Raw genomic sequence first — 23,573 nt, forward strand, 5'->3', positions numbered from 1 at the left:
AGGCTTCGAACGTTCCGCCGCCAGCACGATGATCTGAGATTTACTGCGGAAGCGTGCCACCCTCACCCCTGTCCCCTCTCCCACACGGGAGAGGGGGACCCGCGCCTGTCCCTTTCCCGCACAGCTGCTTGAGCGGTGAGGGAGAGCAGCATCGCGCGCCCACGAATGCGATGAAACCGAACGAGGAATGTTCCGCGTCATGTCCCTGAAGTCCCGCCTCGCCGAGGACCGCGTCCTCGTCGCTCCGGGCGTCTACGACGCCCTCACGGCCTCGCTCGCCACGGATGCGGGCTTCGAGGCCCTGTACCTCTCGGGCGCGGCCATCGCCTATACCCGCCTCGGACGGCCTGACATCGGCCTCGTCTCGATGAGCGAGGTCGCCGAGACCGTGACCCTGGTGCGCGACCGGGTGGCGACGCCCCTCGTGGTCGATGCCGACAATGGCTACGGCAACGCCCTCAACGTCGAGCGCACCGTGCGTCTGTTCGAGCGGGCCGGCGCCAGCGCGATCCAGCTCGAGGACCAGAGCTATCCGAAGCGCTGCGGCCACCTCCAGGACAAGACGCTGATCGGCCAGAGCGAGATGGTCGGCAAGATCCGGGCGGCCCTCGACGCCCGCCGCAGCGCCGAGACGCTGATCGTCGCCCGCACCGACGCGGTGGCGGTCGAGGGCTTCGAGCGCGCCATCGAGCGGGCCCAGGCCTATGCCGAGGCCGGGGCCGACGTGCTGTTCGTCGAGGCGCCGCGCTCGGCCAGCCAGCTCGCCGCGGTGACGAAGGCGCTCGGCACCACCCGCCCGCTGCTCGCCAACATGGTCGAGGGCGGCGACACGCCGCTGGCCTCGGCTGCCGATCTCGGGGCGCTCGGCTTCAAGCTGGTGATCTTCCCCGGCGGCATCGTCCGGGCGCTCGCCCGCACCGCGAAGGCCTATTACGGCTCGCTCGCCCAGGCCGGCACCAACACGCCCTTCGCCGACCGGATGTTCGATTTCGGCGAGCTCAACGCGCTGATCGGCACGCCCGAGATGCTGGCCCGCGGCCGTGCCTATGAAGGAGCGGGACAATGACCCCGATCGATCCCGTCACCCTGGCGGTGCTGAAGGGCCGCCTGGAGCAGATCGCCGACGAGATGGACGCGACGCTCTACCGCTCGGCCTTCAACCCGATCATCGCCGAGGCCCGCGACGCCTGCCACGGCCTCTACCACGCCACAACCGGCGACACCCTGGTCCAGGGCACCAAGGGCCTGCCGATCTTCGTCGGCGCCATGGCCTTCGCGGTCAAGGCCGTCATCGCCAAGGTCGAGCGCGAGGGCGGGTTGGAGCCGGGCGACACCTTCCTGTTCAACGATCCCTATAGCGGCGGCACCCACCTCAACGACTTCCGCCTCGTCCGCCCGGTCTTCCGGGACGGACGGCTCTTCTGCTGGCTCGCCTCGGTCGGCCACTGGCTCGACATCGGCGGCAACGTGCCGGGCGGCTACAACCCGAAGGCCACGGAGAGCTTCCAAGAGGGCGTGCGCTTCCCGCCCGTCAAGCTGTTCTCCGCCGGGCGCCTGAACCAGGACATCGTCGACATCCTGGCCGCCAACACCCGCGTGCCGACCTCGAACTGGGGCGACCTCAACGGCCAGCTCAACGCCCTCGATCTCGGCGAGCGCCGCTTCACCGCCCTCCTCGACGAGGCCGGCGACGCCACGGTGGACGCCGCCTTCGCGGCCTTCTCCGACCGGGCCGAGGCGCTGATGCGCGCCGCGATCCGCGCCCTGCCGGATGGCCGCTACAGCTTCGAGGACGTGCTCGACAATGACGGCATCGTCGACGAGCCCCTGACCATCGCCCTCGACCTGACGATCGCCGGCGACCGGATGGTCCTCGACTTCTCGCGCTCGTCGGCGCCGGCGCAGGGGCCGATCAACATCTCGCACGCCACCACGGTGGCGGCCTGCTACGTGGCCTTGAAGCACGTCTTCACCGAGGTGCCGGCCAATGCCGGCTGCCTGCGGCCGATCACCTTCACGGTGCCGGAGACGACACTGCTCGGCGCCGGCGCCCCGAAGCCCATGGCCGGCTACACCGAGACGATCCTGCGGCTGATCGGCGTGGTGCTGGGTGCGCTGGCCGAGGCCGATCCGGACCGGGCGACCGCCGCGCCGTTCGGCACCATCAACGCGCTGTCGCTCGCCGGCCACCGGGCCGACGGCTCGCGCTGGGTGATGTTCTCGTTCTTCGGCGGGGGCTTAGGGGGCAATCCCGAGACCGATGGCCTGAGCCACGCCAACAACCCGATCTCGACCGCGACCATCCCGCCGGTCGAGATCCTGGAGGCCGCCTATCCGGTGGTCTTCACCCGATGGGGCTTGCGGCCCGACAGCGCCGGGGCAGGCGCCCATCGCGGGGGCTTGGGCGCCACTTACGAGATCGAGACCCTGACCGATGCCGACGTGTTCCTGCTCGGCGAGCGCGGCAAGGTGGCGCCGTTCGGCGTGAAGGGCGGGCAGCCGGCGGCGCTCAACCGCTTCGCCTGGCAGACGCCTGACGGCTGGGCGAGCCCGCCGATGGTCTCGAAGGTGACCGATGTGCGGATCAGGGCCGGCGAGCGGGTGCGGCTTGAGACCCCCGGCGGCGGCGGCTTCGGCCACCCGGCCGAGCGCGACCGCGACGCGCTCAAGCGCGACCTGCGCCTCGGCTACGTGACCCGCGAGGCCGCCGTCCGCGACTACGCCCTGACGACCGGAGACGATCAATGACCCCCCGCGCCATCGTCGGCGTCGATGTCGGCGGCACCTTCACGGATCTGTTCTACTACGACGAGGCCGCCGGCCGCTTTCAGACCGGCAAGGTGCCGTCGAACCGCGGCGACGAGGCGGTGGGCTTCCTCGCCGGGCTGAAGGGCTTCGGCCCGGTCGCCGGGCTCGCCTCGATCGTCCACGGCACGACGGTCGGCACCAACGCGCTCCTGGAGCGCAAGGGCGCCCGCATCGGCCTCATCACCACCCGGGGCTTCCGCGACGTGCTGGAGATGCGCCGGCGCGACCGGCGCCATACCTGGGGCCTGTGGGGCGACTTCGTCCCCGTCGTCGACCGGGATCTCCGCCTGGAGGTGGACGAGCGCACGCTCGCCGACGGCACGATCCGCGAGGCGGTGAATCCGGATCAGGTGGCGGAAGCCGCCCGCGCGCTTCTCGCCAACGGCGCCGAGGCCCTGGCGATCTGCTTCGTCAATGCCTACGCCAACCCGGAGAACGAGCGGGTGGCGCTCGACGCCGCCGCCGCCGTGTGGCCGAACGCCCATGTCGAGCGCTCGTCGGGCATCCTGCCGGAGATCCGCGAGTTCGAGCGCACCTCGACCACGGTGCTCAACGCCTATCTCCAGCCGGTGGTCGGCAGCTACCTCGGCAAGCTCGACCGGGCACTGGATTCGGAAGGGTTCGAGGGCCGCTTCCACATCGTCCAGTCGAATGGCGGCGTGATGTCGACCGCCACCGCCCGGCGCCTGCCGGTGCGTACCGCCCTGTCGGGGCCGGCGGCCGGGGTGATCGCGGCGGCGGCCATCGCCCAGGAGGCCGGCTTCCCGAACGTGATCACGGGTGATCTCGGCGGGACCTCCTTCGACGTGTCGCTGGTGGTCGAGGGCGAGACGGCGCTGGCGGCCCAGACCACCATCGATTTCGGCCTCGTCATCCGCACGCCGATGATCGAGATCAGCACGATCGGGGCCGGCGGCGGATCGATCGCCCATGTCGATGCCGGCGGGCTGCTCCAGGTCGGCCCGGAGAGCGCCGGTTCGCGGCCGGGCCCGGTCTGCTACGGCCAGGGCAATACCCGCCCGACGCTGACCGATGCCAACGTCGTGCTCGGCCGCATCAACGCCGAGCGGCCGATCGGCGGGGCACTCGAGCGCCTCGACGTCGAGGCGGCGAAGGCGGCGATCCGCGAGCACGTCGCAGCCCCCCTCGGCCTCGACGTGATGGCGGCGGCGGAAGCGATCGTGCGGGTCGCCGACGGCAAGATGGCCGGCGCGATCCGCCTCGTCTCGATCGAGCGTGGCCACGACCCCCAGAAATTCGCCGCGGTGCCGTTCGGCGGCGGCGGGGCGCTGCATGTCGGCGCGCTGATCAAGGATGTGGGCCTGCGCGGCGCCCTGGTGCCGCGCTATCCGGGCGTCACCTCGGCCCTCGGCTGCGTCATCGCCGATATCCGCCACGACCAGGTCCAGACCCTGAACCTGTCGCTGGCCGGGCTCGATGCCGCCGCCCTCGACCGGCGCATGGTGGCGGAGGCGCAAGCCGCCCGCGCGGTCGTCGAGGCCGCCGGCCTCACCGTCTCGCGGATCGACACGGTGTTCGAGCTCGACATGCACTATGTCGGCCAGACCCACACCGTGGCGGTGGCCCTGCCGGTGACGGTCGCGGACGGCACCACGGGGATCACCACGGCCGTCATCCAGGCGGCGTTCGAGGCGGCCTACCGCACCTCGTTCAGCCGGCTGCTGCCGGGCCTCGGCACCCGGATCGTCAACCTGCGGACCGCCGCGATCGGCCGGCGGCCGCATTTCGATCTCGCCGCCCTGGCGCCGGGAGCGGATGCCTCGCTGGACGCGGCCCGCCTCGGCAGCCGGCCGGTCTGGTTCTCGGGCGCCTGGCACGAGGCCGCCATCTATGCCCGCCTGTCGCTCCCCGTCGGCGCCGAGATCCCCGGCCCGGCGATCATGGAGCAGCCCGACGCCACCACCGTGGTCGATCCCGACCTGACGGCGCGGGTCGACCGGCTCGGCAACGTCGTGGTCACCCGCACGGGAGCGCCCGCATGAGCCATGGTCCGGTTCCGATCGCGCGCACCGCGCTCCTGATCTGCGATCTGCAGAACGACTTCCTGCACCCGGACGGCGCCTATGGCCGCGCCGGCCAGTCCGCGCCCGAGATCGCCGCCGTGCCCGCCACGGTGCGGCCGCTCGCCGAGCTGATCCGGGCCAGGGGCGGGTTCATCGTCTCGACCCACTTCACCCTGGTGCCGGGCAAGGGCGGCGAGCCGATGATCTCGGCTCACCTGCAAGAGCTGCGGCCGTTCCTGGCGAAGGGCGACTTCCTGCCCGGCGCCTGGGGTCACGGGCTCGTGGACGAGCTCCAGCCCGCCGACCTGTCGGTCGAGAAGGTCGCCTACTCGGCCTTCTACATGACCCGGCTCGAATGGGTCCTGCGCAAGGCGGGAATCGAGCGGCTGATCGTGTCGGGCATCGTCACCAATGGCGGCGTCGCCTCGACGGTGCGCGACGCCCACGTGCGGGACTTCTCGGTGACGGTCCTGTCGGATGGCTGCGCGGCCTTCTCGCCGGCCGTCCATCGAACCGCGATCGACGCGCTCAAGCCGGTCTGCCGGGTCGCCGAGGTCGCCGAGGTGCTGAAGGAGCTCTCCGTATGAGGGTCGACCCCGCTGACGGGATCGTCTTCGACATCGAGGTTCCGGTCGCGGTGATCGGCGCCGGGGCCGCCGGGCTGGTGGCGGCGCTCGCCGCCCACGAGGCCGGGGCCGAGGTGCTGGTGATCGAGCGCGATCCCGTGCCACGCGGCTCGACCGCCCTGTCGGCCGGGCTGATCCCGGCCCCCGGCACCCGCTGGCAGCGCGAGGCCGGGCTCGGCGACAGCCCGGACCTGTTTGCCGCCGACATCATGGCGAAGGCGCATGACGAGCCCGATCCGGCCCTCGTCGCGCGCCTTGCGGGAGCCGTCGGCCCGGCCCTCGAATGGCTGAGCGACCGGCATGGCCTGCCCTTCTCGGTCATCACCGATTTCCGCTATCCGGGCCATTCGGCGAACCGCATGCACGGCCTGCCGAGCCGGTCGGGCGAGGAGCTGGTCGACCGCCTGGCCCGGGCGGTCGAGGCGGCCGGCATCCCGATCCTGTGCGAGGCCCGGGTCGACACGCTCTATACCGAGGCCGGCGCGATCCGGGGTTTCTCCCTGGTCCGCCCCGACGGCGCGCGCGAGCGGGTCGCCTGCGGGGCGCTGGTGCTGGCCTGCAACGGCTATGGCGGCAACAAGGCCCTGGTGGCGCAGCACGTGCCGGAGCTGGCCGGTGCGCTCTATTTCGGCCACGAGGGCAACCAGGGCGACGCGCTGCTCTGGGGCGAGGCCCTGGGTGCGGCCACCCGCCACCTCTCCGGCCACCAGGGCCACGGCTCGGTGGCGCATCCGCACGGCATCCTGATCACCTGGGCCACGGTCACCGAGGGCGGGTTCCAGGTGAACGGGGACGGGCGCCGCTTCTCCGACGAGAGCCGCGGCTATTCCGAGCAGGCGGCGGAGGTGCTGCGCCAGCCCGGCGGCACCGCCGTGACGGTGTTCGACGCGCGCATCGCTGATATCGCGCGCCAGTTCGAGGATTTTCGCAAGGCCGAGAGCGCTGGGGCGATCGTCGAGGCCGACACGATCGAGGAACTGGCGGCGCGGTTGCACCTGCCGGAGGCGGCCCTCGCCGAGACCCTGGCCGAGGTCGAGGCGCTGAAACGCGACGGCGGCCGGGACGGATTCGGCCGCACGTTCGCGGACGTGCCGGCGTTGAACCCGCCCTATCGGGCGGTGCGGGTGACGGGCGCGCTGTTCCACACCCAGGGCGGGCTCGTGGTCGACGACGACGCGCGGGTGCTGACGCAGGGCGGCGCGCCGATCCCGAACCTGTTCGCGGCGGGTGGCGCGGCCTGCGGCGTGTCGGGGACCGGGCCGGGCGGGTACCTCTCCGGCAACGGGCTGCTGGCGGCGGTGGCGCTGGGGCGGATCGCCGGGCAGGCGGCGGGCGCGATGAGGTTCGTGAGTCCGTAACGCCTCACCATCTCGCACTCACCATTTATGACACCCTCCCCTTTCCCGGACGACCGGAGCGACAGCGGAAGGAGATCCGGGAACCAGCACACGAACTCGCGAAGCGTCCATCTGTCTGCAACGGTGCAGCATACGGAGCCGCTCCGCGGCGAGTCTGATGGCTGGATCCCGGATCTCCTTCCGCTGACGCTGCAGTCGTCCGGGAAAGGGGTGAGGGTTGCAAAGATTTCGACATCAACGAACACGGCGGAGGACGCCCGATGACCCCGCAACCCCGCACCCTCCTCGACAAGGTCTGGGACGCCCACGTCATGGCGACCCGCCCGGACGGTCAGGCACTCCTCGCCATCGACCGGCACCTGCTGCACGAGGGCTCGTTCCACGCCTTCGGGATGCTGGACCATGCCGGCCGACGGATCCGCCGACCCGAGCTGACCTTCGCGGTGGCCGACCACTACGTCCCGTCCCGCGACCGCCAGGGGCCGATCCCCGACCCCGAGATCGCCAACATGGTCTCGACCCTGGCCGCCAATGCCGGCCGGCACGGCATCCGGCATTTCGGCCTCGACGACCGGGCGCAGGGCATCGTCCACGTGCTGGCGCCGGAGCAGGGCCTGACGCTGCCGGGCCTCACGGTCGTCTGCGGCGATTCCCACACCTCGACCCACGGCGCCTTCGGGGCGCTCGGCTTCGGCATCGGGGCGACGGAGGTCGCGCACGTGCTCGCCACGCAGGCCCTGTGGCAGCGCCGGCCGAAGACCCTTCGGGTCGGCATCGACGGGCAGCTCGGCCCCCACGTTACCGCCAAGGACGTGATCCTGGCGATCATCGCGGAGATCGGCGCCGGCGGCGCGGTCGGGCACGTGCTCGAATATGCCGGCAGCGCGATCCGCAGCCTGTCGATGGAGGGGCGGCTCACCATCTGCAACATGTCGATCGAGGCCGGCGCCCGGGCCGGGATGATCGCCCCGGACGACACCACCTTCGCGTTCCTGGAGGGCCGCCCCCACGCTCCGAAGGGCGCGCTGTTCGCGCAGGCGGTGGCGGCCTGGCGGCGTCTTCCGAGCGACGAGGGCGCGCGGTTCGACCGCGAGGTGACGCTCGACGCCGCCACGATCGCCCCCACCGTCACCTGGGGCACCAGCCCCGAGACGGCGCTGCCGGTCACCGCCGCGGTGCCGGATCCGGGAGCGGAGCCGGATGCCGCCAAGGCCGGGCAGATGCGGGCGATGCTCGACTATATGGGCCTCACCCCCGGCACGCCGCTCGAATCGGTCGCGATCGACCGGGTGTTCATCGGCTCCTGCACCAATTCGCGTATCGAGGACCTGCGCGCCGCGGCCGGCGTGCTGCGCGGGCAGCGGGCGCGGGTGCCGGGCCTCGTCGTGCCGGGCTCCGGCCCGGTGCGGCGCCAGGCCGAAGCGGAAGGGCTCGACCAGGTGTTTCGCGCCGCAGGTCTCGAGTGGGGCGAGCCGGGCTGCTCGATGTGCGTCGGCATCAACGGCGACCTCGTGCCGGCGGGCGAGCGCTGCGCCTCGACCACCAACCGCAACTTCCCGGGCCGCCAGGGCCCGAATGCCCGCACCCATCTGATGAGCCCGGCCATGGCCGCCGCCGCCGCCGTCACCGGCCGCCTCACCGACATCCGCCGGCTCGGGAGCCGCTGACCATGCAGCCCTTCACCACGCTCCGGGCCGTCGCGGTGCCGCTCGCGGTCGCCAACATCGACACCGACCAGATCCTGCCGGCCCGCTTCCTGAAGAAGCCCCGCAGCGCCGGCTACGGCAACTTCCTGTTCCACGACGAGCGCCGGCGCGGCGACGCCTATCCCCTCGACGCCGCGGCCTATGCGGGCGCCGGCATCCTGGTCGCCGACCGCAATTTCGGCTGCGGCTCGTCGCGCGAGGGCGCGGTCTACGCGCTCGTCGACGGCGGCATCCGCTGCGTGATCGCCCCGAGCTTCGGCGACATCTTCGCCTCGAACGCGGCCAAGAACGGGCTCCTCACCGTGACCCTGCCGGAGGACGTGGTGGCGTCCCTCCGCGCGCGGCTCGCGGCCTCGCCCGGTGCCGAGGTGACGGTCGACCTGCCGGCCCAGGCCGTGACCGACCCGGACGGCGCCGCGCTTCCCTTCGAGATCGACCCGTTCAAGAAGCGCTGCCTCGTCGAGGGCCTCGACGACGTGGCGCTGACGCTGGAGCACGCGGCGGCCATCGCGGCCTACGAGGCGAGGGTCGCGGCGGAGGAGCCGTGGCGGGTGCCGGCGGTCCATGCATGATCGCCGGATCGGCACCGACCTGACCGACGCGCCACGTCGTCCCGAGGCCCGGCGCAGCCGAGAACCCGGGATCGATCACCGCTGAGGGTGAAGGACGAGGCGGAGCGTCGGTCGCCTTTTTGCCGAAACATCCGAGGTCATGGATCCCGGGTTCCGCTGCGCAGCCCCGGGATGACGGGGAGGGTTTCGACACCGTCGAAAGCATCGGGAGCCCGCCCGCGATCGATGCGCATCGCGGCTCCGGCTCCCCGTGCCGCTGCGGACGCTCACGCGCGCCCTTGAGGAAACCGACGCTCCCGGGTTCTCGGCCCCGTTCCGCAGCCATGCACCCACGCGATGGCTCGCCGCACGATCCCCACCCCCGCCATCCCCCGGCCGATCGGCACCTTGTGATCTAAAAAGCTCTCGCTACACTCCCCGCCCGAGCCGCGACGCCACCAATCGAACAGCGGCCGAAGAGGGAACGTCATGCTGGAATGCGCATCCGTCGCCGGGCGGCGGCTCGTCCGCGCGTTGCTTGGGTCGACCATCCTGTTGGCCGCCAATGCCTCGCTCTCGACCGTTCAGGCCGCCGATCCGATCCGCATCGCGGTGATCGCCGAGGCGCAGGCGATCGCCGGCGCCTCGATCCCGCAGGCGGCGCAGCTCGCCGCCGACGAGATCAACGCCAAGGGCGGGATGGACGGGCGCAAGATCGAGATCATCCCCTACGACAACAAGAGCTCGGCGGCCGACGCGGTCCGCGCCTTCCAGCGCGCGGCGAGCGAGGACAAGGCCCACGCCGTCATCGCCAGCTACATCAGCGAGGTGGTCCTGGCGCTCCAGCCCTGGTCGGCCCGGCTGAAGCTGCCCTTCATCACCCCGGGCGCGGCCTCGAACGAGATCCCGCTCAACGTCCACAAGGACTACGCCCGCTACAAGTATTCCTTCCACGGCTACCTGACCTCGAAGGCGCAGGCGCAAGCCGTCTGCGACGCCGCCAAGGCGATCCTGGTCGAGGGGCGGCAGATGAAGACCGCCGTGATCATGAGCGAGGACGCGGCGTGGACGAAGCCGCTGGACGAGGGCTACAAGGAGTGCCTGCCGAAGGTCGGGCTCAAGGTGCTCGACCACATCCGGTTCTCGCCGAGCACCACCGACTTCAACCCGATCTTCAGCCGCGTCGAGGGCGCCAAGCCCGACGTGATCGTCACCGGCATCTCGCATGTCGGCGTGCAGCCGACGGTGCAGTGGCGCAGCCAGCAGGTGCCGATCCCGATGATCGGCATCGCCTCGCAGGCGACCAACGCCACCTTCTGGAAGGAGACGAACGGCGCGACCGAGGGCGTGCTGTTCGAGATGTTCGCCGCACCCGGCACCACCGTGACGCCGAAGACCGCGCCCTTCGCCGAAGCCTTCAAGGCGAAGTACGGCAACTATCCGGGCTATGCCGGCTACACGGCCTATGACGAGGTCTATTACATCGCCGACGCGGTGAAGCGGGCGGGTTCGACCGATCCCGACAAGCTCGTCGAGGCGCTGGAGAAGACCGACTGGGAGGGCACCCTCGGGCGCATCCAGTTCTACGGCAAGGACGACGAGTTCACCCACTCGATCAAGTACGGCCCCGGCCTCGTCTCCGGCATGATGATGCAGTGGCAGGACGGCAAGCAGCTGGCGATCTGGCCGCCGAACGTCGCCAACGGGAAGATCACCTTCCCGAGCTTCGTCAAGGCGGGCACGGCGGCGAACTGACGGCCGCCGTCGATCTCCCCTGATCCGGCAGGCGCGGGATCCCCTCTCCCCTTTGGGAGAGGGGGAGTTCGCGCGCGCCTCGCCCCCTCCTCTGCCCAAGCGAGCCCCAAGCGAGCCCCATGACCGCGCTCCAGATCCTCATCGACGGCTTCGCCATCTCGGCGCTCTACGCCCTCGGCGCCACCGGCTTCACCCTGATCTTCGGCGTCTCCGGCGTGCTCAACCTCTCGCACGGCGCGCTGATGGTCACCGCCGCGGTGGTGGCCTGGGCGGCGTCGAGCGAGTTCGGCCTCGGCCCCTACGCCGGCGCCGCCGCGGGGGTCGCCGTCTGCACCGTGCTCACGCTCGCCACCTACGGAATCGTGGTGCGCCCGATCGACCGCTCCCGGGCGATCCCGCCGGAGGAGAAGGAGATCTTCATCCTCACCGGCACGCTGCTGTGGGGCATCATGATCCAGGAGTTCATCGCCTACCTGTTCACCAGCAATGCCAAGACGGTGATGCCGATCGTCGAGGGCGTGGTGACCATCGCGGGCGTGCGCACGCCGTGGAACCAGGTCTTTACCGCCGTGGTGTGCTGGGGCGTGATCGGTCTGCTCTGGCTGCTGGTCAACCGCACCCGCACCGGCAAGGTGCTGCTCGCCGCGTCGATGAACCCGCGCGGCGTGACGCTGCTCGGCTTCGAACTGTCGAAGATCTACGTGGCGATCTGGATCATCTACGGCGTGCTCGCCGGCATCGCCGGGGTGCTGCTCGGCCAGTTCCTCGGCGTGTCGAGCTACAGCGTCGGCCCGCTCACCGCCAGCGCCTTCTCGATCGTGGTGCTGGGGGGCCTCGGCAGCGTCTCCGGCTCGCTGATCGCGGCCTACGTCGTCGGCTACCTCGAGACGCTCACCGCCTACCTCGTCTCCCCGGCCTACCGGAGCATCCCGGCGCTGCTGCTGCTCGTGGCCGTGATGTATGTCCGTCCGCAGGGCCTGCTCGGGCGTCGCTGACGCCCGGCTCCACCTCGATGTCGCTGAGAGGCCCCATGCTCGCCAAGACCTTCCGCAATCCGCTGTTCTGGCTCTGCCTGATCGGCCTCGCGCTCGCCAGCGTGCTGCCGCTCTGGGTGTCGGGCTACATCCTCGGGCTCCTCACCGTCGCGTACTATTTCGGCGTGTTCTCGATGGCCTGGGACCTGCTGTTCGGCTTCGCCGGCGAGGTCAATTTCGGGCCGACCTTCCTGATCGGATTGGGGGCCTACACCGCCGGCATCCTCAACGGCCACGGCATCGGCATCCCGCTCTGCCTGCTGGCCGGCGCGGTGGCGGCGGTGATCGGCGGCCTCGTCCTGGCGCTGCCGGCGCTCCGGGTGCGGGGCCCCTATTTCGGCCTCACCACCGTCGTGGCGGTCCTGATCCTGCAGAACCTCATCGTCGTCTTCGCCGACACCACCGGGGGCGAGATCGGGCTCACCGTGCCCGACGTGATCAGCATCGACGCGGCGACCAATTACTGGATCGCGCTCGGCTTCATGGGGGTGAGCGGGCTCATCCTCTACGCCATCGCGGTCTCGCCGGTCGGGCTGATCCTCCAGGCGAGCGGGCAGGACCCGGTCGAGGCCGGGGCGCTCGGCTTCAACGTCGCCAAGCACAAGCTCGCGGCGTTCTGCGTCAGCGCGGTGTTCTCCGGCCTCGCGGGGGCGTTGTTCGTCTTCTACATGGGCACCGCCTCGGTCGGCACGCTGATCGACGTCTCGGTCGGCGTCCAGGTCATCATCGGGGCGGTGCTCGGCGGGCGGCGCACCATCGTCGGCGGCGTCCTCGGCGCGGTGTTCCTGATCGCCGCCGGCGAGGTGCTGCGGCCGCTGGGATCCCTCTCGACCTTCGTGGTCTCGGCCGCGGCCCTCGCGGTGATCCTGTTCGTGCCGGCGGGCCTCCTCGGGATCCTGACCCGCCAGGGCCGCGGCGAGGGGCACCGCGCCTGATGACCGCCCCCGTTCCCGCCTTCCGACAAGGGTTGCGTTCATGAGTGCGGCCGTCCTCGACACGTCCACCGCCCCCCTGCTCTCCACCCCCGCGCCGGCCGCCGGTCCTCCGCTGCTCGCGGTCGAGGGGCTGACCAAGCGCTATGGCGGCCTCGTCGCCGCGAAGTCGATCGGCTTCACGGTGCGGGCCGGCGAGATCGTCGGGCTGATCGGGCCGAACGGCTCGGGCAAGTCCACGGTGATGAAGCTGATCATGGGGCTGGAGCGGCCGAATGCCGGCAGCATCCGGCTCGACGGCACCGAGATCGCCGGCTGGCCCTCGCACCGGGTGGCACGGGCCGGGATCGGGCTCGTCTTCCAGCATTCGCGCCCGCTGCACCGGCAGACCGTGCTGGAGAACATCAAGCTCGCGCTCCTGCCCGACAGCCTGATTCGGCTCTTCGCCGATCCGGGCGTCGAGACACGGGCGCGCGCCATCGCCGAGCGGGTGGGCTTAGGGGCCGTGATGGACCGGCGCCCCGGCACCCTGCCCTTCGCGGACTTGCGCCGGATGGAGCTCGCCAAGGCGATCGCCCGCGACCCCAAGGTGGTGCTGGTCGACGAGCCCTTCGCCGGCCTGACCTCCGGCGAGGTCGCCGATTTCTCCGCCCTGATCCGCGGCTTTCGCGACGAGGGCAAGGCGGTGCTCCTCGTCGACCACAACGTGAAGAGCGTGTCGGCCCTCGTCGACCGGGTCTTCGCGATGTATCTCGGCGAGCGCGTCGCCGAGGGCACGGCCGCCGAGGTGATGCGCAACGAGACCGTGCGCCGGGTCTATCTCGGCGGCAGCATCGAGACCGCCGCGCGGCCCAAGGCGAACGTCTCCGGTGCGCCGCTCCTCACGGTCGAGGGGCTCGACGTGCTCTACGGCAAGGCCCAGGCCCTGCGCCGGGTCGACCTCCACGTCCACGAGGGCGAGTTCGTCTCGGTGGTCGGCCTCAACGGCGCCGGCAAGACGACGCTGTTCAATGCGATCTCGGGCCTCGTCCCGCATTCCGGACGCATCAGCTTCGCGGGCGAATCGTTGGCGAAGCGCACGCCCGCGGGCATCGCCCGCGGCGGCATCGTCCAGGTGCCGGAGACCCGCGAGCTGTTCGGCGAGATGAGCGTGCGCGAGAACCTCGATCTCGGCGGCCAGCATCTTCCGAAGGCCGAGAGCGCACGCCAGCTCGACTGGCTGTTCGAGCTGTTTCCGATCTTGAAGAGCCGCGGCGGCCAGATCGCCCGCACCCTCTCGGGCGGCGAGCAGCAGATGCTCACCATCGCCCGCGCCCTGATGATGAAGCCGCGCCTCCTGATCCTCGACGAGCCGACGCTCGGCCTCGCCCCGGTGATCCTGGAGCAGCTCTCGAAGGCGCTGGAGCGCCTGCGGCAGACGACCCCGATCACCGTGCTGCTCGGCGAGCAGAACGTCACCTTCGCGCTGCCCCATGCCGACCGGGTCTACGTGCTGGAACACGCCCGCATCGTCTGGGAGGGCCCGCCCGACCGCTTCGCGGCGGAGGCCGGCACCGGCTACCTGTGACCGGCCTCGAAGGGAGGAATCCCGAAACGCTTGACTCGGGTTAAGGCAGCCCGAGACCAGGGGCCGTACTCGTGCAGGACAGCCAGCCCAGGAGAGCACGGAATGTCCTGCTACTACTTCCATTTCCAGGTCGGCAGCCGTCTCATTCGGGACACCCGCGGCGTCGAGCTCGAGGAGCCGCACGAGATCATCACCTGCTCGGCGCATATCGCCGGCCTTCTGAAGCGGCGCGCCTGCCGCGAGCCCGAGTGGAAGGAGGCGATCATCCACGTCGAGGACAAGGAGCGCCGCTTCAGCCTGTTCCTGCCGATCGCGCGGTTCGCGGATGCGATTCCGCGGTTGCAGGCGCAGTGACCGGCGAGCGGTCGCCTCGCGCGACGCGGTGTCCACCCTCCCCGTCATCCCGGGTTCCACTGTCGGGCCCCGGAGGTGACGTGACGGAGGTCGCCGGTATCCCCGGCCAGATCTACGCCGCCTTGATCTCCGCCACGAACCCGCCGATCTCGCGCTCCAGCGTCGCGGCCTGACGGGCGAGCGCCCGCGCGGCGTGCAGCACCTGGTCGGCGGTGCCGCCGGTATGGTCGGCGCCGCGCTGCACCTCGTCGATGTGGCCCGAGACCACCTGCGTGCTGTGGGCGGCGTGCTGGACGTTGCGGGCGATCTCGCCGGTGGCGGCGCTCTGGCGCTCCATCGCGCTGGCGACGCCGGTGGCGATGGCGTTCATGTCGCGGATGGTGCCGCCGATCGCCTCGATCGCCTGCACCGCCTGGACGGTCTGGGCCTGGATGCTGCCGACCTGGCCGGCGATCTCGTCGGTGGCCCGGGCGGTGCGGGTGGCGAGGTCCTTGACCTCGGCGGCCACCACCGCGAAGCCGCGCCCCGCCTCGCCGGCCCGCGCCGCCTCGATGGTGGCGTTGAGCGCGAGCAGGTTGGTGCGGCCGGCGATGCTGGTGATGATCTGGATCACGTCGCCGATCTGCTGCGCGCCCGCCGCCAGGGCCCGGATCGTCGCCTCGGTGCGCGCCGCCTCGGCGTCGGCGCGGCCGGCGATGACCGAGGAATGGGCGACCTGCCGCACGATCTCGTCGATGCTGGCGGAGAGCTCGTCCGTCGCGCTCGACACGCTGCCGACATTGGCCGAGGTCTGGCTCGCCGCCTCGGCGACGCCCGCCGAGAGGCTCGTGGCCTGGGCGGCCGACTGGGACATCGAGTGGGCCGCCGCCTCCATCTCGCCCGCCGCCGCGGTCAGGGTGGCGATCAGTGCCGAGACCTTGCCCTCGAAGCCCCGCGTCAGCGCCTCGAGATGGCGCGCCCGGTCGACCTTCGCGTCGGTGTCGCGGCGCTGTTCCGCGCCGCGCTGCTCGGATTCGATCAGGCCGTCGCGGAACAGCGCGACCGTGCGGGCCATCGCGCCGATCTCGTCGGCCCGCTCGGTTCCCGGGACCGCGATCGACCGGGCGCCGCTGCCGAGCGCCGCCATGGCGCCGGACAGGCGCTGCAGCGGCCCGGTGATCGAGCCGGCGAGCCGGAGGGAGATCAGGATTCCCAGGATCACGATGCCGACGGCCTTGAGGAGGAAGCTCGTCGTGCCGCGCGCGACGCTGCGGGCGAAATCCTCCTCGGCCGCGAGGCCCTCGCGGGTCGCCCCCGCCAGCAGGGATTCGGACGCCTTCATCGAGTCGTCGCGGGCGACACGGGAGAGCTTCAGGTGCTTGCTCCACTCGCCGGCCAGCACCGCCGCGCGCTCCAGCGCCGCCCGCCAGGCGGTCAGCTTGGCGGCGAGGTCGGCATTACCCTGCAGCTTCCCTTGCGCCGCCGCCGCGGACTGGCCCGCCGCGGCCAGGGTCTTGGCATCGCCCGTCGCCTTGAACGGCACGAGCTGGTCGCGGGCGGCCTGGAACGCGTCGGCGGCGCCGTTCAGCATCCGGGCCTGGTCGAGGTCGCCGGACTCGAAGGCGCGGGTGCGCCGCTGCGACAGGGCGGCGGCGATCTGGTCGCCGGCCTGGTCGATGTCGCGGCCCTGCAGCGCCAGCTCCTCGTCCTTGATCCGGGCCAGGTTGGCGTATTCGGCGCCGTAGGCACGCAAGGCCTTGCCGATCCTGTCGCTGACCGCGAGCTCGTCGGCCGAGAGCCCGATCGCGGATCCGCGCTCGATCAGGGCGAGGGACTTGTCGAGGTGGTCCCGCGCGACCTTGAGCGCCGCGGCGTCGAAGCGCTGGAGCCAGCGGCTCAGCTCGAACCGGGTCTGCATCATCGCCATGTCGACGGAGCGGACATGCTCGGTCTTGGCGCGGTTCTGCTGGTACTCGGCGAAGTCCGTGCCGACCTGGGTCACCAGCATGTAGCCCGAGACCGCCACGCCGACGGTCGTCGCCAGCACGACGCCGAAACCCGAGACGATCCTCGCCTTGATGGACAGGCGCGCCATGCGTCCGCCCTTGATCCACGCCCGCATCGATCCCGCCCGTCCGTTCAAGGCTCACTCGCCGGACAACGATGGAATGTTTCCGCTAAGGCAGGCTTAAAGACTGAGCGGTCTTTCGTCCCGGCCCACGATACGATCCAAGGACGAAGGTCCTGCTGTCGCGAAGGACCGACAAGAACGGACCGTGCGATGCTCCTTGCCTCAGCCATAGGCCGCCAGCGCCCGGGTGTGGCCGGGCTCGGCCACCGGGATGCCGGCGCCGGTATATTCGTTGAGCTTGTTGCGCAGGGTGCGGATCGAGATCCCCAGGATCTTGGCGGCGTGGGTGCGGTTGCCGAGGCAATGGTCGAGGGTGTCGAGGATCAGGTCGCGCTCGACGTCGGCGAGCGAGCGGCCGACGAAGCCGCGGGTCACCGCCTCGGCCGCCTGGACCGCCCGGGCGGCGGCGCCGGCAGCCCCCGAGGCGGCCGGCGCCGGTCCCGCCGCCAGCGCGTCGCCCTCCGGCGAGCGGATCGCGTCGGCGTCGATCTCCGGCCCGCTCGCCAGCAGCACCGCCCGGTGCAGGGTGTTCTCCAGCTCGCGCACGTTGCCGGGCCACGGGCTCTGAGTGACGAGGCGGCGCGCCTCGGCGGAGAGCGGCCGGACGGCGAGGCCGTTGGCCTCGGCGTATTTGCGGGCGAAGTGGCCGGCGAGTTCGAGGATGTCGGCCGGGCGGTCGCGCAACGGCGGCAGGCGCAGGTTCACGACGTTGAGCCGGTAGAGCAGATCCTCGCGGAACGTGCCTTTCCGCGCCTCCTCGGCGAGGTTGCGGTTCGAGGTGGCGAGCACCCGGATGTCGACCTTCACCGGCTGGGTGCCGCCGACCCGGTCGATCACCCGCTCCTGCAGCGCCCGCAGGAGCTTCGCCTGGAGCCGGACGTCCATCTCGGAGATCTCGTCGAGGAGCAGCGTGCCGCCATTGGCCTCCTCGAACCGGCCGATGCGCCGGGCCACCGCGCCGGTGAAGGCGCCCTTCTCGTGGCCGAACAGCTCGGATTCGAGCAGCGCGTCGGGGATCGCCGCGCAGTTCACGCTGACGAAGGGCTTTTGGGCGCGGTTGGACCGGGCATGGACGTGGCGCGCCAGCACCTCCTTGCCGGTGCCGCTCTCGCCGGTGATCAGCACCGAGGCGTCGGAGCGCGCCACCTGCTCGGCGAGCTTGACCACCCGTTCCATGGAGGCATCGCGCCACACGAAGGCCCGGGCATCGGCCACCACCGCCTCGAGCACCGCCGCGATCAGATCGGGGTCGGGCGGCAGCGGGATGTACTCCTTGGCGCCGGCCTGGATCGCCGCGACCGCCGCCTTGGCGTCGGTGCCGGTGCCGCAGGCGACGACGGGCGTGCGGATGCGCTCGTCGGCGAGCGCCGCCACCAGGGTGCGGATCGGCAGCGACACGTCGACCATGATGAGGTCGGCGCCCTTGATCCGCAGCACGTTGAGGCCCTGCTCGATCCCGTCGGCCTGGGTCACGGCGGCGCCGCGGCTCATCGCGATCCGGGAGGCGGTGACGAGTTCGCCGTTCAGGCGTCCGATGATCAAGAGCCGCATGGCGGGTCCTCCGGGGCGTCGGTTGCGGATGGGGCGGGGGTCAGCCGTCGGCCTTGACGATCTCGGTCATCGTCACGCCGAGGCGCTCCTCGACCAGCACCACCTCGCCGCGGGCGACGAGGCGGTTGTTGACGAAGATGTCGATCGCCTCGCCGACCTTGCGGTCGAGCTCCAGAACCGTGCCCGGCCCCAGCCGCAGCAGGTCGCCGATCGGCATCCGCGACGAGCCGAGCACCGCCGAGACCATCACCGGAACGTCGAAGACCTGCTCCAGGTCGGCCGCCGACTTGGCGGCGACCGGCGCGTCGCGCATCGCGCCCACCGAGGCGGTGTCGAAGGCGAGATCCGCCTCGCTGAGCTGGGGCAGGCCGAGATCGTTGTCGGAGGTCATCGGGGTACCTGTGGGAGCGGAGAGAAGGTCGGGCAGGAGTCGGGCGAGGACGGCGTATCAGGCGGGAGCGAGCGCGGAGAGGATGGCGGCCTCGATCGCCGCGCGCTCGCGCACCACGCCGCCATCGGCCCATTCGATGCGGGCATCCCCCGCCGCGAGGCCCGGATCGCCGAGCACGATCAGCCGGCCCTCGTAGCCGCGCTCGCGGGCGAGCCGGGTGACCTGCCGCTCGGTCTCGTCGACGAGGGCGTCGTGGACCCGGATCGCCAGATGCGGCACGCCGCGCAGGTGCTGCAGCGCGCGGCCCGCGGCCTCGGCGATCGCCGCCACCGGATGGCTGTCGAGGGCGGCGCCCGCGATCTTGCGCCCGAGGGTCACGGCGAAGTCGAGGGCCTGGGCCTCGCGCTCGGCGTCGCGGGCATCCGCGGCGCCGATCATGCCGGAGGCCGCCGCGGCGACCCGGTTGAGGGCGTCGGCGAGGCGCGCCTGGACCTGGGCCTCGGCCTGGGCGCGGCCCTCCTGCAGGCCGCGGGCGAAGGCCTCGGCCTCCATCGCGGCCCGTTCGGCCGCCTGCGCCGCCGCGGCGGCGGCCCGGGCCTGCGCCTCGGCCTCGGCGCCGCCGGCCTCCTCGCGCGGCGGCTTGCCGTCGGGGTGGCGGAAATCGGTATCGAACAGGAAACGCCGGATCTGCGCCATCAGGCGGCTCTCCCGGAACCGGGTCGAACCGGAGCGAATGCGGGGCGGGCGACGGTCGGCATCAATAGACCAGCTCTTCTTCGGCGCTGTTCTTGGCGATCATGATCTCACCCTTCTCGGCCAGGTCCTTGGCGAGGTCGGTCATCTTCGACTGGGCCTCGTCGACCTCCTTGAGGCGGATCGGCCCGAGCGAGCCCATCTCGTCCTGCATGTTCTTGGCCGCGCGGCTCGACATGTTGGCGAAGAAGAATGCCCGGACCGGGTCGGAGGCGCCCTTCAGCGCCCGGGCCAGCACGTCGCGGTCGACGCTGCGCATCAGGGTCTGGACGCTGCCGGCATCCAGCTTCATCAGGTCGTCGAAGGTGAACATCAGCTGGCGGATCTTCTTCGCCGAGCCGCGGTTCGCCTGGTCGAGGGCGGCGAGGAACCGGATCTCGGTCTGGCGGTCGAAGGCGTTGAACACGTCGGCCAGCAGCTCGTGGGCGTCGCGCCGGGTGGTCTGGGCGATGGTCGAGACGAACTCGACCCGCAGGATCTCCTCGATGTGGCGCAGGGCCTCCTTCTGCACCGTCTCCATCCGCAGCATGCGGTTGAGGACGTCGATGGCGAAGTCCTCCGGCAGGATCGTCAGCACCTTGGCGGCGTAGTCGGAGCGCACCCGCGACAGGATGACCGCGACGGTCTGCGGGTATTCGCTGCGCAGGAACGAGGCCAGGATCTCGGGATCGATCTGGGTCAGGCTGGCCCAGACCCGGCGGCCCGAGGCGCCCTTCACCTCCGCCATGATCACCGCGACCTGCTCGGGCGGGAAGATCTTCAGGAGCAGCGTCTCGGTGCGCTCGAAGCTCGAGGTGATGCCGCCGCTCGCCGAGAGCCGCGACACGAAGTCGATGATCAGGTGCTCGACCACGTCGGCCTCGAGCGACCCGAGCTGGACCATGGCATGCGAGACCTTCTTGATCTCGTCCTCTTCCAGCATGCGCCAGATCGGGGCGCCGTCCTCATCGCCGAGCAGCAGCAGCAGCGCAGCGGCGCGCTGCGTGCCGGGCATCTCGGCGTAGCCGGCGGCCCCGGCGGTGGGGCGGGCGAGCGGCATCGGGGTTGCGGCCATGACGTCAGCTCATCCTGCGAGCGTAAGGCGTTGCGATTCGAGGGGCCGTGGGCCGGGCGGCGTCAGCGGTCGTTGATCCAGGTGCGCAGCACCTCGACCGTCTCGGCCGGGTTGGTCTTCACGATGTCGACCACGCGCTCGATCGTCTGAGCCTGGACCTTGCCGTTGATCTTGGCGAACTCGACGAGGCGGCCGGCCTGGCTCTCGGGCAGGGCGATCTCGGCGCCGGACGATCCGCCCGACCCGGCCAGGCCGGCCGCCCCCCCCTCCACCGCCAGCATCAGGCCGGGCTCGCCCTTGAGGATCGAGACCGAGGCCAGGGCCGGCACGTCGGCGGTCACCACCCGGGCGACCAGCGGGCGCACCACGGTCATCAGCACCACGAGGCCGAGGAGGAAGAGCACCGTCATCTCGGCGATGCGCAGCACGTCCTCCTTGGTCGGCTGCATGAGCGAGGCGAGGAGGCCCTGCTCCTGCAGCTCCGGCACCGCCGGGGTCTCGGCGAAGCGCAGGTTCACCACCTCGACCTGGTCGCCCCGGGCCTTGTCGTAGCCGACCGCGGTGCGCACCAGCGTGGTGATCCGCTCCAGCTCCGCCGCCGGCCGCGGCGCATAGGCCGCCTTGCCGTCCGGGCCGGCCGCGTAGGTGCCGTCGATCAGCACGGCGACCGACAGGCGCTTGACCCGGCCGCCCTCGTTCACCTCGGTGCGGGTGACCCGGGAGATCTCGTAGTTCGTGGTCTCCTCGTTCTTGTTCGAGGCCTCGCGCGGGCCCTGGTTCTGCTGGCCCTGGTTGGCGCCGGGCAGCTCGTTGCCCACGGTGACGCCGCCCTCGGTGCTCTGCGACTGCTGGCTCTCGGTGCGGGTCTGGGTCGAGCGCACCACCCGGCTCTCCGGGTCGAAGGTCTCCGAGCGGCTCTCGATCCGGTTGGCGTCGAGCTCGGCGGTGACCTGGACCCGGGCCCGGCCCTGCCCGACGATGCCGGCGACGATCTCCTCGACCTGGTTGCGCAGGCGCCGCTCCAGGCCGGTCTGGCGCTCCTCGAGGCCGATGCCGGCCTGGTCCTCGGCGCCGCGGGCGCCGTCGGCGAGGAGCCGCCCGCGCTCGTCGACGATCGAGATGCGCTCGGGCTTCAGGCCCTCGACCGCCGAGGCGACGAGGTGGCGCACCGCCCGGACCTGGCCCGGATCGAGCTCCCCGGCGAGCCTCACCACGATCGCGGCGCTCGGCGACTCGCGGTCTCGGGAGAACAGCCGCTTCTCGGGCAGGACGAGATGGACGCGCGCCGCCTGCACCCGGCCGATCGCCCGGATCGAGCGGGCGAGCTCGCCCTCGAGCGCCCGCAGGTGGTTGACGTTCTGGACGAAGCTCGTCGACGAGAAGGCGTCGCCCTTGTCGAAGATCTCGTAGCCGACGCCGCCGGCGCTCGGCAGGCCCTTCGACGCGAGGTCCATCCGCAGCCGCGCGAGGTCGGCGCGGGGGGCCAGCACGGTCTGGCCGGCATCGCCCTTGGTCTCGTAGCGGATGCCCTTGGCCTCGAGGTCGCGCACCACCGCGCCGGCATCCTGCACCGACAGGTCGGTGTAGAGCACCCCCATCTCGGGGCGTGACACCCGCAGGATGACGAAGGCGAAGAACCCGATGAGCGCGAGGGTCACCGCCCCCATCGCGGCGAGCCGCGCGGGCCCGAGTTTGGCCACCAGATCGAGGACCGGCTTCACGACGTCACGCACCCGCCATCCGGAGCCCCATCGGCCCCTCGGAGGCAAAATTTGCCCAGTCGTGGTTATGACTTGGTTAACGCGAGCGAAACGGACGCGCGCAGGCCCGGGACACCCCGGCGGCCAAGACGCGCCGCGAGGATGTCCCGGACCTGCGATCCGGGGGCCGGTGGCGGCTCCGACCGAGCCGCGACCTGGCTACTGCCGATAGTGCTGGATGCGCGTCGTGCGCAGGCCGGCGAGGCCGTGCTGCTCGATCGAGTACTGCCAGCTCAGGAATTCCTCGGTGGTCAGCGTATAGCGCTGACACGCCTCCTCCAGGCTCAGAAGCCCGCCGCGCACGGCGGCGACCACCTCGGCCTTCCGCCGGATCACCCATCGGCGGGTATCGGTCGGGGGAAGGTCGGCAATGGTCAGCGGACTTCCGTCTGGCCCGATGACATACTTCGCCCTCGGGCGATGCGGTTCGGTCATGATACGCTCTACACTCGACTGACCTGTCGAGACCGAAGCTAGGCACCCGCGCTTAAGATTGCTTGAATCATTTCCCTCGCATGTGATTCGTAATCCACAGCAATCCACCGAATCAGTTGCTGACGGCTGCACCGATCGCCTCGACGCTGCTGAGGGCCACGGTGCGGTCGCCGATGGTCAGGACCGGTTCGGCGCCCGTGACGTCCACGCTGGTGATTGCCCCGCTGATCTTGGTATCGACGGCGACCGCCGCCCCGGTGGCGTCGAGGGCCTGGACCTTGAGGGTGTACTTGCCCTCCGCGGCGAGCTGGCCGGTCGAGGCGCGCCCGTCCCAGGAGAAGCTCTGGCTGCCGGCGGCGAGCGCCTTGGTCTGGGTCGCGACGACGTTGCCCTTGGCGTCGGTGATGGTCAGCACCGCCTTGGTGGCGGCCCGGGCCGGGTTGAGCGTCCAGGTCGCGCTGCCGTCGGCGAGCGAGGTCGTGGCGCCGTCCGCCGTCACGGTCTTGCCGATCAACCCGGAGGCGGTCGCCGCGGCCGAGGCCTTGCTGGCGGTGATCAGGCTGCCGAGCTGGTCGTTGGTCTTGAGCTGCTGCTCGACCGAGGCGAACTGCACCAGTTGCTGGGTGAACTGGTTGGTGTCGAGGGGGTCGAGCGGGTTCTGGTTCTGCAGCTGCGTCGTCAGCAGGGTCAGGAACTGGTTGAAGTTCCCGGCGATCGTGCTGGCGTCGCTCGAGGCCGTGCCGTTGCCGGTCTTGGCGGAGAGGCTGGTCAGGCTGCTGAGGCCGGCGGTCATCGGGACCTCGC

The 23,573-nt window shown here is 71.3% G+C and carries 20 protein-coding genes; 12 read left to right on the plus strand and 8 right to left on the minus strand.

The genetic code is table 11. The features are described from left to right. Positions 1-199 precede the first annotated feature (199 nt). The 12 genes from FF100_RS14120 to FF100_RS14175 all read left to right on the plus strand — a co-directional run bounded on the left by FF100_RS14120 (position 200) and on the right by FF100_RS14175 (position 14,715). On the plus strand, positions 200-1,066 hold the full coding sequence (locus FF100_RS14120) for an isocitrate lyase/PEP mutase family protein (RefSeq protein WP_139036332.1): 867 nt from the start codon (positions 200-202) through the stop codon (positions 1,064-1,066). Further along, positions 1,063-2,748: a hydantoinase B/oxoprolinase family protein gene (locus FF100_RS14125; protein ID WP_139036333.1), complete on the plus strand. Its 1,686-nt coding sequence runs from the start codon at positions 1,063-1,065 to the stop codon at positions 2,746-2,748. Before FF100_RS14120 ends, FF100_RS14125 begins: the two co-directional genes overlap by 4 nt. After that, positions 2,745-4,811 (plus strand): hydantoinase/oxoprolinase family protein, encoded by a 2,067-nt coding sequence (locus FF100_RS14130; protein ID WP_139036334.1) that lies wholly within the window; start codon positions 2,745-2,747, stop codon positions 4,809-4,811. The genes FF100_RS14125 and FF100_RS14130 overlap by 4 nt, the downstream gene beginning before the upstream one ends. After that, positions 4,808-5,419, plus strand: coding sequence for a cysteine hydrolase family protein (locus FF100_RS14135; RefSeq protein WP_139036335.1), 612 nt, complete (start codon positions 4,808-4,810; stop codon positions 5,417-5,419). The genes FF100_RS14130 and FF100_RS14135 overlap by 4 nt, the downstream gene beginning before the upstream one ends. Further along, on the plus strand, positions 5,416-6,816 hold the full coding sequence (locus tag FF100_RS14140) for an FAD-dependent oxidoreductase (protein ID WP_139036336.1): 1,401 nt from the start codon (positions 5,416-5,418) through the stop codon (positions 6,814-6,816). The genes FF100_RS14135 and FF100_RS14140 overlap by 4 nt, the downstream gene beginning before the upstream one ends. A gap of 260 nt (positions 6,817-7,076) precedes the next feature. Continuing rightward, positions 7,077-8,483, plus strand: coding sequence for a 3-isopropylmalate dehydratase large subunit (leuC, locus tag FF100_RS14145; protein WP_139036337.1), 1,407 nt, complete (start codon positions 7,077-7,079; stop codon positions 8,481-8,483). A gap of 2 nt (positions 8,484-8,485) precedes the next feature. Then, the gene (gene leuD, locus FF100_RS14150; RefSeq protein ID WP_139036338.1) at positions 8,486-9,094 is read left to right on the plus strand and encodes a 3-isopropylmalate dehydratase small subunit; all 609 of its coding nucleotides are present in this window, start codon (positions 8,486-8,488) and stop codon (positions 9,092-9,094) included. A 468-nt stretch (positions 9,095-9,562) separates the two neighbouring features. Continuing rightward, positions 9,563-10,828 carry an ABC transporter substrate-binding protein gene (locus FF100_RS14155; RefSeq protein ID WP_139036339.1) on the plus strand — a complete coding sequence of 422 codons (1,266 nt, stop codon included), beginning with the start codon at positions 9,563-9,565 and terminating at the stop codon, positions 10,826-10,828. A gap of 119 nt (positions 10,829-10,947) precedes the next feature. Next, positions 10,948-11,823 carry a branched-chain amino acid ABC transporter permease gene (locus FF100_RS14160; protein ID WP_139036340.1) on the plus strand — a complete coding sequence of 292 codons (876 nt, stop codon included), beginning with the start codon at positions 10,948-10,950 and terminating at the stop codon, positions 11,821-11,823. 35 nt (positions 11,824-11,858) lie between these two features. Further along, complete coding sequence (locus FF100_RS14165) at positions 11,859-12,797, plus strand: branched-chain amino acid ABC transporter permease (RefSeq protein WP_139036341.1); 939 nt, start codon at positions 11,859-11,861, stop codon at positions 12,795-12,797. A gap of 40 nt (positions 12,798-12,837) precedes the next feature. After that, on the plus strand, positions 12,838-14,361 hold the full coding sequence (locus FF100_RS14170) for an ATP-binding cassette domain-containing protein (protein WP_246102080.1): 1,524 nt from the start codon (positions 12,838-12,840) through the stop codon (positions 14,359-14,361). A gap of 102 nt (positions 14,362-14,463) precedes the next feature. Then, positions 14,464-14,715, plus strand: coding sequence for a DUF6894 family protein (locus FF100_RS14175; RefSeq protein WP_139036342.1), 252 nt, complete (start codon positions 14,464-14,466; stop codon positions 14,713-14,715). Between the two features lie 112 nt (positions 14,716-14,827). On the opposite strand, the gene FF100_RS14180 is transcribed toward FF100_RS14175, so the two are convergent. From FF100_RS14180 to FF100_RS14215, 8 genes are all read right to left on the minus strand, one after another. Beyond that, positions 14,828-16,789: a methyl-accepting chemotaxis protein gene (locus tag FF100_RS14180; RefSeq protein ID WP_171070167.1), complete on the minus strand. Its 1,962-nt coding sequence runs from the start codon at positions 16,787-16,789 to the stop codon at positions 14,828-14,830. Positions 16,790-16,987: 198 nt separating this feature from the next. Then, positions 16,988-18,376 carry a sigma-54-dependent transcriptional regulator FlbD gene (flbD, locus tag FF100_RS14185; RefSeq protein WP_139036344.1) on the minus strand — a complete coding sequence of 463 codons (1,389 nt, stop codon included), beginning with the start codon at positions 18,374-18,376 and terminating at the stop codon, positions 16,988-16,990. A gap of 40 nt (positions 18,377-18,416) precedes the next feature. Next, on the minus strand, positions 18,417-18,767 hold the full coding sequence (gene fliN / locus FF100_RS14190) for a flagellar motor switch protein FliN (protein WP_139036345.1): 351 nt from the start codon (positions 18,765-18,767) through the stop codon (positions 18,417-18,419). A 57-nt stretch (positions 18,768-18,824) separates the two neighbouring features. After that, complete coding sequence (locus FF100_RS14195; RefSeq protein WP_139036346.1) at positions 18,825-19,463, minus strand: FliH/SctL family protein; 639 nt, start codon at positions 19,461-19,463, stop codon at positions 18,825-18,827. Between the two features lie 61 nt (positions 19,464-19,524). Then, positions 19,525-20,574 (minus strand): flagellar motor switch protein FliG, encoded by a 1,050-nt coding sequence (locus FF100_RS14200; RefSeq protein WP_139036347.1) that lies wholly within the window; start codon positions 20,572-20,574, stop codon positions 19,525-19,527. 62 nt (positions 20,575-20,636) lie between these two features. After that, positions 20,637-22,295 carry a flagellar basal-body MS-ring/collar protein FliF gene (gene fliF / locus FF100_RS14205; protein ID WP_139036597.1) on the minus strand — a complete coding sequence of 553 codons (1,659 nt, stop codon included), beginning with the start codon at positions 22,293-22,295 and terminating at the stop codon, positions 20,637-20,639. 198 nt (positions 22,296-22,493) lie between these two features. Beyond that, a complete protein-coding gene (gene sciP, locus FF100_RS14210; protein WP_048436039.1) occupies positions 22,494-22,769 on the minus strand; it encodes a CtrA inhibitor SciP in 276 nt (91 codons plus the stop codon). Positions 22,770-22,881: 112 nt separating this feature from the next. Beyond that, complete coding sequence (locus FF100_RS14215; RefSeq protein ID WP_139036348.1) at positions 22,882-23,562, minus strand: flagellar hook assembly protein FlgD; 681 nt, start codon at positions 23,560-23,562, stop codon at positions 22,882-22,884. Positions 23,563-23,573 lie beyond the last annotated feature (11 nt).

This window comes from Methylobacterium terricola, assembly GCF_006151805.1.
Classification (GTDB): domain Bacteria; phylum Pseudomonadota; class Alphaproteobacteria; order Rhizobiales; family Beijerinckiaceae; genus Methylobacterium; species Methylobacterium terricola.

What these genes read in the sequence shown, in the direction of transcription:
- fliN (WP_139036345.1), bottom strand. Translation starts at nt 18,767, where the DNA reads ATGACCTCCGACAACGATCTCGGCCTGCCCCAGCTCAGCGAGGCGGAT.
- FF100_RS14120 (WP_139036332.1), top strand. Translation starts at nt 200, where the DNA reads ATGTCCCTGAAGTCCCGCCTCGCCGAGGACCGCGTCCTCGTCGCTCCG.
- leuC (WP_139036337.1), top strand. Translation starts at nt 7,077, where the DNA reads ATGACCCCGCAACCCCGCACCCTCCTCGACAAGGTCTGGGACGCCCAC.
- FF100_RS14160 (WP_139036340.1), top strand. Translation starts at nt 10,948, where the DNA reads ATGACCGCGCTCCAGATCCTCATCGACGGCTTCGCCATCTCGGCGCTC.
- FF100_RS14170 (WP_246102080.1), top strand. Translation starts at nt 12,838, where the DNA reads ATGAGTGCGGCCGTCCTCGACACGTCCACCGCCCCCCTGCTCTCCACC.
- FF100_RS14165 (WP_139036341.1), top strand. Translation starts at nt 11,859, where the DNA reads ATGCTCGCCAAGACCTTCCGCAATCCGCTGTTCTGGCTCTGCCTGATC.
- FF100_RS14200 (WP_139036347.1), bottom strand. Translation starts at nt 20,574, where the DNA reads ATGGCCGCAACCCCGATGCCGCTCGCCCGCCCCACCGCCGGGGCCGCC.
- FF100_RS14180 (WP_171070167.1), bottom strand. Translation starts at nt 16,789, where the DNA reads ATGGCGCGCCTGTCCATCAAGGCGAGGATCGTCTCGGGTTTCGGCGTC.
- leuD (WP_139036338.1), top strand. Translation starts at nt 8,486, where the DNA reads ATGCAGCCCTTCACCACGCTCCGGGCCGTCGCGGTGCCGCTCGCGGTC.
- flbD (WP_139036344.1), bottom strand. Translation starts at nt 18,376, where the DNA reads ATGCGGCTCTTGATCATCGGACGCCTGAACGGCGAACTCGTCACCGCC.
- FF100_RS14195 (WP_139036346.1), bottom strand. Translation starts at nt 19,463, where the DNA reads ATGGCGCAGATCCGGCGTTTCCTGTTCGATACCGATTTCCGCCACCCC.
- FF100_RS14135 (WP_139036335.1), top strand. Translation starts at nt 4,808, where the DNA reads ATGAGCCATGGTCCGGTTCCGATCGCGCGCACCGCGCTCCTGATCTGC.
- FF100_RS14215 (WP_139036348.1), bottom strand. Translation starts at nt 23,562, where the DNA reads ATGACCGCCGGCCTCAGCAGCCTGACCAGCCTCTCCGCCAAGACCGGC.
- FF100_RS14155 (WP_139036339.1), top strand. Translation starts at nt 9,563, where the DNA reads ATGCTGGAATGCGCATCCGTCGCCGGGCGGCGGCTCGTCCGCGCGTTG.
- FF100_RS14175 (WP_139036342.1), top strand. Translation starts at nt 14,464, where the DNA reads ATGTCCTGCTACTACTTCCATTTCCAGGTCGGCAGCCGTCTCATTCGG.
- sciP (WP_048436039.1), bottom strand. Translation starts at nt 22,769, where the DNA reads ATGACCGAACCGCATCGCCCGAGGGCGAAGTATGTCATCGGGCCAGAC.
- FF100_RS14130 (WP_139036334.1), top strand. Translation starts at nt 2,745, where the DNA reads ATGACCCCCCGCGCCATCGTCGGCGTCGATGTCGGCGGCACCTTCACG.
- FF100_RS14125 (WP_139036333.1), top strand. Translation starts at nt 1,063, where the DNA reads ATGACCCCGATCGATCCCGTCACCCTGGCGGTGCTGAAGGGCCGCCTG.
- FF100_RS14140 (WP_139036336.1), top strand. Translation starts at nt 5,416, where the DNA reads ATGAGGGTCGACCCCGCTGACGGGATCGTCTTCGACATCGAGGTTCCG.